This is a genomic window from Hydrocoleum sp. CS-953 (assembly GCF_002260545.1).
In the GTDB taxonomy this organism is placed as follows: Bacteria; Cyanobacteriota; Cyanobacteriia; order Cyanobacteriales; family Microcoleaceae; genus Trichodesmium.
The window spans coordinates 1-8,379 of record NZ_LGSU01001236.1; the positions used below are offsets into that span (position 1 = coordinate 1).

The 8,379-nt window shown below is 34.9% G+C and carries 7 protein-coding genes and 2 pseudogenes; 2 read left to right on the top strand and 7 right to left on the bottom strand.

All coding sequences use genetic code 11. The features are described from left to right. Window positions 1-605: 605 nt before the first annotated feature. The gene (locus AFK68_RS21015) at window positions 606-857 is read left to right on the top strand and encodes a DUF6761 family protein (protein WP_094674801.1); all 252 of its coding nucleotides are present in this window, start codon (window positions 606-608) and stop codon (window positions 855-857) included. 246 nt (window positions 858-1,103) lie between these two features. Here the strand turns inward: AFK68_RS21015 and grxD are convergent, their stop codons facing one another. The 7 genes and pseudogenes from grxD to phnM all read right to left on the bottom strand — a co-directional run. After that, the gene (gene grxD / locus AFK68_RS21020) at window positions 1,104-1,439 is read right to left on the bottom strand and encodes a Grx4 family monothiol glutaredoxin (protein ID WP_094674803.1); all 336 of its coding nucleotides are present in this window, start codon (window positions 1,437-1,439) and stop codon (window positions 1,104-1,106) included. Between the two features lie 214 nt (window positions 1,440-1,653). Then, a complete protein-coding gene (locus tag AFK68_RS21025; protein WP_094674805.1) occupies window positions 1,654-1,914 on the bottom strand; it encodes a BolA family protein in 261 nt (86 codons plus the stop codon). A gap of 33 nt (window positions 1,915-1,947) precedes the next feature. Next, window positions 1,948-2,589 carry a hypothetical protein gene (locus AFK68_RS21030; protein ID WP_094674807.1) on the bottom strand — a complete coding sequence of 214 codons (642 nt, stop codon included), beginning with the start codon at window positions 2,587-2,589 and terminating at the stop codon, window positions 1,948-1,950. Window positions 2,590-2,901: 312 nt separating this feature from the next. Next, window positions 2,902-3,588 (bottom strand): HAD-IA family hydrolase, encoded by a 687-nt coding sequence (locus AFK68_RS21035; protein ID WP_094674809.1) that lies wholly within the window; start codon window positions 3,586-3,588, stop codon window positions 2,902-2,904. Between the two features lie 1,374 nt (window positions 3,589-4,962). Further along, window positions 4,963-5,553, bottom strand: coding sequence for a phosphonate degradation HD-domain oxygenase (locus AFK68_RS21040; protein ID WP_094674811.1), 591 nt, complete (start codon window positions 5,551-5,553; stop codon window positions 4,963-4,965). Window positions 5,554-6,902: 1,349 nt separating this feature from the next. Then, complete coding sequence (locus AFK68_RS35365; RefSeq protein WP_256386617.1) at window positions 6,903-7,097, bottom strand: amidohydrolase family protein; 195 nt, start codon at window positions 7,095-7,097, stop codon at window positions 6,903-6,905. A gap of 36 nt (window positions 7,098-7,133) precedes the next feature. Further along, window positions 7,134-8,250: pseudogene (gene phnM, locus AFK68_RS21045) on the bottom strand (phosphonate metabolism protein PhnM); the annotation flags it as partial. A 40-nt stretch (window positions 8,251-8,290) separates the two neighbouring features. Between phnM and AFK68_RS21050 the strand changes: the two are divergent. Further along, window positions 8,291-8,379: pseudogene (locus tag AFK68_RS21050) on the top strand (tocopherol cyclase family protein); the annotation flags it as partial.

The following is an 8,379-nucleotide window of genomic DNA, read 5'->3' on the forward strand; positions in this document are numbered from 1 at the left end:
ATATAGCAATCCGTGCATAGGTTGTGATAAATTAAAAAGTAGATAAAAAATTTGAAACTCTTACCAGATGAGCTGTAGCAATAGTGCCTCTTGCCTAAAAAGCAGTAAGATTTTTGCCACAAATATGCGGAGGATTGCTATAGCGTTTCCCAAGCTTATGAGGTACAGTTGTATTTTTGTCTTTTTGTTCCCAGTTAAGTGTTCCCTCAAACCTAAAATTTTGTACCTCACGCTTTTTGGGAATTGCTGTATCACATATTTTAGATTTTTTCCAAGTCTAGATTTTGAGATTTTTGGCTAAGATTAACGGAACATAGGATAAATCTATTGTAGACAGAAGATAAACTCGAAATAAATATATTCCTAACTCTACTAGAGATTTGAAAAGCTTCCGGAAATTGTTTTAAAATAGAAGTAGTAGAATATCAAGAGTAGAAAAATTGCCCACATACAAGTGTTTTTGTAATGTTTAATACCAAGTTGATACTTGGTTCAGACTAATCTCAAAAACAAATAGTAAAAGTTGCATTAAAAAGAAAATAACATTAACCTAAAACTAGGTTCTAATAAAAAATATAACCATTAATCCTGAGAACAAAAAAGCAATGTTAACTGACGCTCTAACAATCCGCCACTATCAAAAACTAACCGACGCCCTCGTCGAAATGTGGAACCGTGGTTATCGCTATGAGGAGATGCGTATATATTTAGATGGCTACCTAGCATCCTTGAGAATCTCTAAGGCGATCGAACCATTTTTAATTAATAGACTGGAGGAAGAAACGACCCGCTACATATATGACCCTTCAAATTTTGAAATGCCATTACAAACTCAACCAGAAGTAGATTACTATTAAAGAAGGAGTAAGCACTAAGTAATCAGTCGGATTATTTTTTTAAGCTCCGAGAAGGGAATTTCAACCCTACCTCAAGTATCCGGTGCTTGGGTTTGCAGGAGATTTTAACCCCTATCTCTAAAACCTGATAGCTAGTTAAATTACAGGTCTAAAATTCTAAAAATATAATAGTAGACATAAAAAATGAAGGGCATTATGACATACCCTTCATTTTTTATAATTTTAGACTTGTAAATATTGAGATTTCTAGGAAGCTGAAGCAACTGCTAGCTTTTGCTCTAGCTCATCTTTTTTGTTATTGTACATTTCAATCATTACATCAGAGCCTCCCAGGAATTCTCCATCAACATAAACCTGGGGAATTGTAGGCCAATTAGAATACTCTTTAATCCCTTGACGAATTTCTGGATCTTCTAATACATCGTAAGTTTCATAGGAAACTCCTAAAATATTCAATATTTGCACCACATTATTAGAGAAACCACACTGAGGCATCAACTTATTACCCTTCATAAAAATCATTATTTTATTTTTAGTAACTAAGTCATCAATTTTTGCTTTTAATTCTGGAGCTAGAGTCATGTTTATTTCCTTAGTAGATGGTCATAGAAGCGATCGGCATTCACCATTTATCTAACCCAGATCTATGGTTTGATATGCTTAAGTGATAGGCGATCGCTTTTTGATTATAGATACTATTAATTTGCCTGATGTTTGATGGCAAATTATGAGAATTAGTTAATTATGGCTGATGTAGCCAAATAATCCTGTTTGCTTTGTAACCTAAAAGCAAAAATTAAGCACTTTGTCCTGCTGCTTTCCACTCTTCAGGAGTATAGGTTTTCAAAGCTAAAGCATGGATGGCTTCAGAGGCCATTGGCTCTTGTACGGCAGCATAAACCATTTGATGTTGTTTCACGAGAGTTTTTCCCTCAAACTCAGAGGAAACAACGATGGCCTGTAGGTGGTCGCCACCCCCTGTTAAGTCTTGGACTTCTACCTGAGCATCTGGCAACTTATCTTTAATCATTGCCTCAACTTGCTGTAGATTCATAATTTTTCCCCTGTAAAAGTATTGTCATTCTACATTTTAATTAAGAGATTGGGGTGAGGCAGGAGGTTGGTCATCTCCAGAAGATCTAGGATAGGGAATATCCACAAATCCTAACTCTAGTAACTGCTGGTAAGCTTTTTTTCCTAAATCACGAGTGGGTTGCTGAGAACTAATAATTTGAACCAGTAATGGTACTGCTAATTCTGGTTGGTTTTGCGCCCGGTGGACAAGGGCTAACTGATAAGTAGCTTGGTCTCTCATTTGGGCAGTGTTCAAAGCTTTAGTCCTTTGGTCATCTGCTAAACGATTATCAATACCAGAAAAACTAGCAGCTAGTTGAGTATGGAAATTAGAAAGTTGATTAAATATTTGACGAGCTTCTTGTAGTTTCTGGTTAGCTAAGTCATAATTCTCGGAAGCAATGGCATTGTCAGCTTCGCTCATTAGGCGTTGTCCACCCTGAAGACTGAGAAGACTATTCTGTGGATCTAAAGGACGAGCATTTTCAGGTTGGGTGGGTTGTATTGGTTGAACTGGAATAGGAGAAGAGTTTTCTGACTCTAAACTTTCCTCAGATTGAGCATTAAGTGGTTGTTGTAAAAGTATGAAAGCTCCCACAATCGGAAGAGTAAAGCCGAATATGGAGTAAACAAAACGAATAGGTTTAGTAAATACCATGATTATTTTAGTTGGTTTATATAAATAAAAAACTATTTTTCAGATATACTATCACTCTTAGGGAGTAGGGAGTAGGGAGTAGAAAGTAGCAATAATTTTGATAATAGATAGACATCTCCAGAAAAGAGGGAGTAGGGAGTAGAGGAAAATAATTGATGATTTATGTGCGATAATTGATTTTATTTTTGATTATTGGAGATGTCTAATAGTCAGTTTTAACTGAAAAGCTTTGAAATTATGACTCTTGACTCCAGTATGGGTAAACGGCCGTAACGACCCTACTACCAAAATATTACAACTTAAACAGAATTGCTATATTTTTGATAGAAATGATGGTAGTTGCCATAAGTGTGGTTGAAATTCTGTAAGGGAATTGAGAATTTGATGGGCAGAATGAAATAAGTTTTTATCCATATCAGGATCGGGAACAACAACTACGGACATTCGGGCGGCTAAGGCTGCTTCCATTCCTGCTAAAGAATCTTCAAATACTAAACAGTTTTCTGGGGAAACATCTAATCTTTCAGCAGCTATTAAGAAAATATCTGGTGCTGGTTTTCCACGTTTAAGATTTGGGTCATCTCCAACAACAATATAATCAAATAATTGGAACCATTCTTGATGATTTTTTGTTTTTAAATTAAATGGTTCACGGGAAGAACTGGTGGCTACAGCTTGAGGAATTTTATTATTATATAAATGTTGAGTAAGGCGAACTGCACCTGGCATTGGTTTGGCTTCAGGAAAGCGTTGATATGTGAGACTATTTCTTTGTTGAAGATAATTTTCGGGAGTTACAGGTAGTTCTAATAGTTCTACAATTGCTCTTGCAGAATCAATAGATTTTCTACCAGTAATTTTACATTTAATATGTTTGTCAAAAATTTTGCCGTAACGGCTTGTTATTTCAGTATTTACTTGAGCATGAATTGATTCTGTATCTAGAAGTAAACCGTCTAGGTCGTAGATAATATGGGTGATTTTTGGGAAATCATTCATTTGTTTTAGGGAGTATTCAATAATTAATAATTAACAATTAATAATTAGGGTTTGCTGATTAAATATCAAAGCATTTACATATAAAGGTTTTACCATTTTTAAGTTCGGAAAAAGTACGAGATTGGGAGCTGATATGGCTGAAAAAGTGAGTATGGNTTCAATAATTAATAATTAACAATTAATAATTAGGGTTTGCTGATTAAATATCAAAGCATTTACATATAAAGGTTTTACCATTTTTAAGTTCGGAAAAAGTACGAGATTGGGAGCTGATATGGCTGAAAAAGTGAGTATGGTATTCAAGAATTAAGAATGCGCGAATTACCTCTCCCTTAAAAATAAGAGGATTGACGAACAGGAAAATTTTTATTTATTATCCCCTATCCAAGGGGAGGCTTTAAACCAGAATATTTCGGTAAGAGTTGAGTCCGGTTGCATCAAGGGATAATTTTTCTTTTTACCTCTTCTACAACTCCCTGTTTCTCTTGACTCTTCACTATTCCCTACTCCCTACTCCCTACCTCAACCAAGAGACTTATTTAGCAAGCCCTAATTACTTCTTGTTACAAATAAGAGGATTGGCTAATTTTTTTTTCTTTTTTCTCCATGAATGGAGAGAATTTATACCAATTTTAAAAAAGAATGTTACGAATAATAAGGTAAGCTTTCAGCTATTAGCTAGCCTCCTAGGTCCGAACTTCGTTAACAGCTTTTTAATCAATCAAGCAAACATTTGCTTTATTTATACTATACTACTATATTTTTAACTAGAGAATTGAAGCACAATAGCGACTAGCTCTAGTTATCAACTAAAAGTAATTAACCTATTAGCTGATTGCTGACCGCTGACTGCTGAATGCTTAGATAATAAGCAGTATTAAAATATTTTATCGGGAACTTATATTGAAGGAAAAAGATAATTTAAGATACAATAAAGTAGATAAAACCTATTCCCATACGACTCCTGAATCCTGACTCCTAAGAAGTACCCGAAGTATTTGTAGCAAACATTCATCAAATTGGTATTATACCTTAATTTTTCGGTAATTCAGGTGGCTGAAACTGAAGAACAAAAAATCATAAATTTCCTTTTTTATCCCCTTGAAAGGTTCATAAGGGGAAGTTTTTTACTTTCTGGTTATGACTAAAATTGGACGAAAAAGAAGACTTGGAAGACAAGGGAGAAAAAAGCAATTGTCATTGGTGGATTAAATGCTTCCTTCATAGATAACTAAATTTTTATAAGTTTGAATTTTCCGGCGTTTGTACTTCCTTGTCTACTTTCCTACCAAGTCTTATCCTATTTTCCCTTTATTGTCAAAAACTTACCCTTGTCAGAGAGAGGATCTGGAGGATTTAATTTATTATTCCTAGTCAATTCAAGCAAAATTTATTATTCATAATATTGGCAATCTTACTAACAATGATAGTTTGATAGATTATTTGAGTAAAGTATTTTAAATTAGGGGTTTTCATGCCAACAATTTTAGCTTGGTCATCCCAAATTCTTAATTGTACTGCATCTTCTGCATAAGGCTGCTGAATAAATTCGGCTGCAGCATCAGTAGAAAATGCTCCACCTTGTAATTCTAAACTTCGTTTAGAAGCTGGAGATAAAGTTGCAAAATAGTTAGGTTTTGTTGCACAAAGATAACGTTTAGCTTCAACATGAAGGCGAATTGGTTCTGTGACAGCTTCTCCAAATAAATGTTTTAAATACTTGATACTACGATATTCATGATGGTCGTTAATACCTTTTTTTGCTGCATCTTCTCCTAGGTTGTGAACTAGATGTCCGAAGTCATGAAATAAGCAAGCTACAATTAGTTCATTATTAGCTTTTGCTAGTTCTGCTAAAGTGGCACATTGGAGGGCGTGTTTTAGTTGACTAATAGGTTCTTGACCATATTGGTAATGACCTTTGAAGGAGAGAATTTTGAGGATTGTCTCAATATCTAGTTTCATGTTGATTTTGTGTTAGGGAGTTCTGAAAAAAAATTAGTTATTAGGAGTTTATTCAGCAGATTTGTTGCTGATTTTTGTGACGGCAGGTCAAAATTATACCGTGATTTTTGGATTGTTTTTTGCAGTTCATTTAGTAATACCATTTCTCTATGAAGTTACACTTAATAAAAGATAACAGCTGTCAGTAAAATTCTGGTCTGGGTAAGAATTATTAAGTGCATTATTAGAAAGAAATGGTATGGTTTGATTTTAATTGATAATTAATTAAACTATTACGTTATAGTTTTTAGATTTTAGATAAATTAACCAGGGTGGCGCTCGGCTTCTTGCAGGTTGATAATTAATTAAACTATTACGTTATAGTTTTTAGATTTTAGATAAACTAACCAGGGTGGCGCTCGGCTTCTTACAGGTTGATAATTAATTGAAGAAAGAGTCAGGAGACAATAATTCTGGAGANTAACCAGGGTGGCGCTCGGCTTCTTACAGGTTGATAATTAATTGAAGAAAGAGTCAGGAGACAATAATTCTGGAGAGAGAATCAATGTTCGTGGGGACTCAAACCCCAACCAATTGCCGACACAGCGGGTGAAGGTGGGGATTTATACCCGATAAGGTTTCCAGCCATGGAGCCTGCCCCCAAAAAATTCTACTGACTCCTGATGACTGAGGACTGACTTCCAGCCGAAGGTTGTTAAACTATAACGTTATAGTTTTTAGATTTTAGATAAACTAGCCTGGGTGTCAATCGGCTTCTTGCAGGTTGATAATTAATTAAACTATTACGTTATAGTTTTTAGATTTTAGATAAATTAACCAGGGTGGCGCTCGGCTTCTTACAGGTTGATAATTAATTGAAGAAAGAGTCAGGAGNTATAGTTTTTAGATTTTAGATAAATTAACCAGGGTGGCGCTCGGCTTCTTACAGGTTGATAATTAATTGAAGAAAGAGTCAGGAGACAACAATTCTGGAGAGAGAATCAATGTTCTTGGGGACTCAAACCCCAACCAATTGCCGACACAGCGGGTGACGGTGGGGATTTATACCCGATAAGGTTTCCAGCCACGGAGCCTGCGCCCAAAAAATTCTACTGAGGACTGAGGACTGAGGACTGACTTCCAGCCGAAGGTTGTTAAACTATAACGTTATAGTTTTTAGATTTTAGATAAACTAACCAGGGTGGCGGAAGATAATAGCTATCAGTAAAATTCTAGTTTGGGTAAGAATTATTAAGTGAATTTTGAGATAGAAATAGAACCAAATTACTATATAAATTCCAAGATTAGTTGTGAAATTTTGCCAGGGATAATATTAATTTGACCAAATAATCTTACAAAGTAATAACAGTTCAAGCAACACGACGACCATTAATAACGACTGAAGTTAAATGGGGAACAATTCCATCATCATGCACTGTAATTAGATCGGCACGTTTGCCAACTTCTAAACTTCCTCTATCCTCAAACAAATTAATAGTTTTAGCCGGATTACTTGTAACTAACTTCATCGCTTCATATACAGGTTTATCAGTTTTATGACTAATTAAAAAAACAGATTGTAATAAACTCCTAGGTACATNTAATAACGACTGAAGTTAAATGGGGAACAATTCCATCATCATGCACTGTAATTAGATCGGCACGTTTGCCAACTTCTAAACTTCCTCTATCCTCAAACAAATTAATAGTTTTAGCCGGATTACTTGTAACTAACTTCATCGCTTCATATACAGGTTTATCAGTTTTATGACTAATTAAAAAAACAGATTGTAATAAACTCCTAGGTACATAATCTGAAGAAATTACATCAACTAAATTTTGCTCTACTAATTCCATTGCTGATACATTGCCAGAATGGGAACCTCCTAATACCAAATTTGGCGCACCCATTAAAACTTGTAATCCAGAATTATGAGCTGCTTTTGCTGCAGCAAAAGTTGTCGGAAATTCAGCTAATACTGCTCCATTTTCTACAGCTTCTTTAACATGATTTATTGTTGCATCATCATGGGAAGCTAGAGAAATTTTTTGTTGCTTTGCTAGGTCAACTAATGCTTGACGATTTTTAGGAGCATATTGTTTTTGAGTTTCCTGACGATAAGTAATAAAGTCATTCATTTCTGCTGCACTAATTCCATGTTTTCCCATGTAATATTCTTTATATTTTTCCACACTGACAAATTGTCTTTGACCAGGAGTATGATCCATTAAAGACATCAGAGAAAGAATAGGATTAGTTGCATATTTTTCCACAACATTACATACACTTTCAAAAGAAACTTCACAGCGTAAATGTAGACGATGGTTTGTCAGAAGTTTGCCAGATTTTTGCCTCTCAAAAATAGCTTCAATCATATCACCAAAATCTTTGACTCGAACAGAATTTGGTTTAATATCTCCAATAGAAATTGCATCACAAACTGTAGTAATTCCAGAACTAATTACATCTCGGTCATGATATGATAATGCTGCTGTTAAAGGCCATTTAACTCCAGGGCGAGGAGACATACATTTTTCTAAATTATCTGTGTGCAGTTCTATCAATCCAGGCATTAAATATTCTCCTTCCCCATTCTGACCAATATTAACAATTCCTGGTTGAATTTCGGCAATTTTACCATCACGAACTATGAGAGTACCAATAATTTCTTGGTCTGGCAATTGTAGGCGGTAGTTGGTGTAAATCTTTTCGTTCATAAGTTATTTAATCAACAGTTAATCTTTTCGTGAACATTTTTCAACTGCTGGTTGGCTATCATTTTTACCAATTTTTGAGCCTGGATGGCAAATATTAATGGCTCATGGTCTTGCCACTGGTTGGATAGA

Coding starts and splice junctions, on each gene's coding strand:
- AFK68_RS21035 (WP_094674809.1), bottom strand. CDS start 3,588: ATGAATGATTTCCCAAAAATCACCCATATTATCTACGACCTAGACGGT.
- AFK68_RS21030 (WP_094674807.1), bottom strand. CDS start 2,589: ATGGTATTTACTAAACCTATTCGTTTTGTTTACTCCATATTCGGCTTT.
- AFK68_RS21040 (WP_094674811.1), bottom strand. CDS start 5,553: ATGAAACTAGATATTGAGACAATCCTCAAAATTCTCTCCTTCAAAGGT.
- AFK68_RS21015 (WP_094674801.1), top strand. CDS start 606: ATGTTAACTGACGCTCTAACAATCCGCCACTATCAAAAACTAACCGAC.
- grxD (WP_094674803.1), bottom strand. CDS start 1,439: ATGACTCTAGCTCCAGAATTAAAAGCAAAAATTGATGACTTAGTTACT.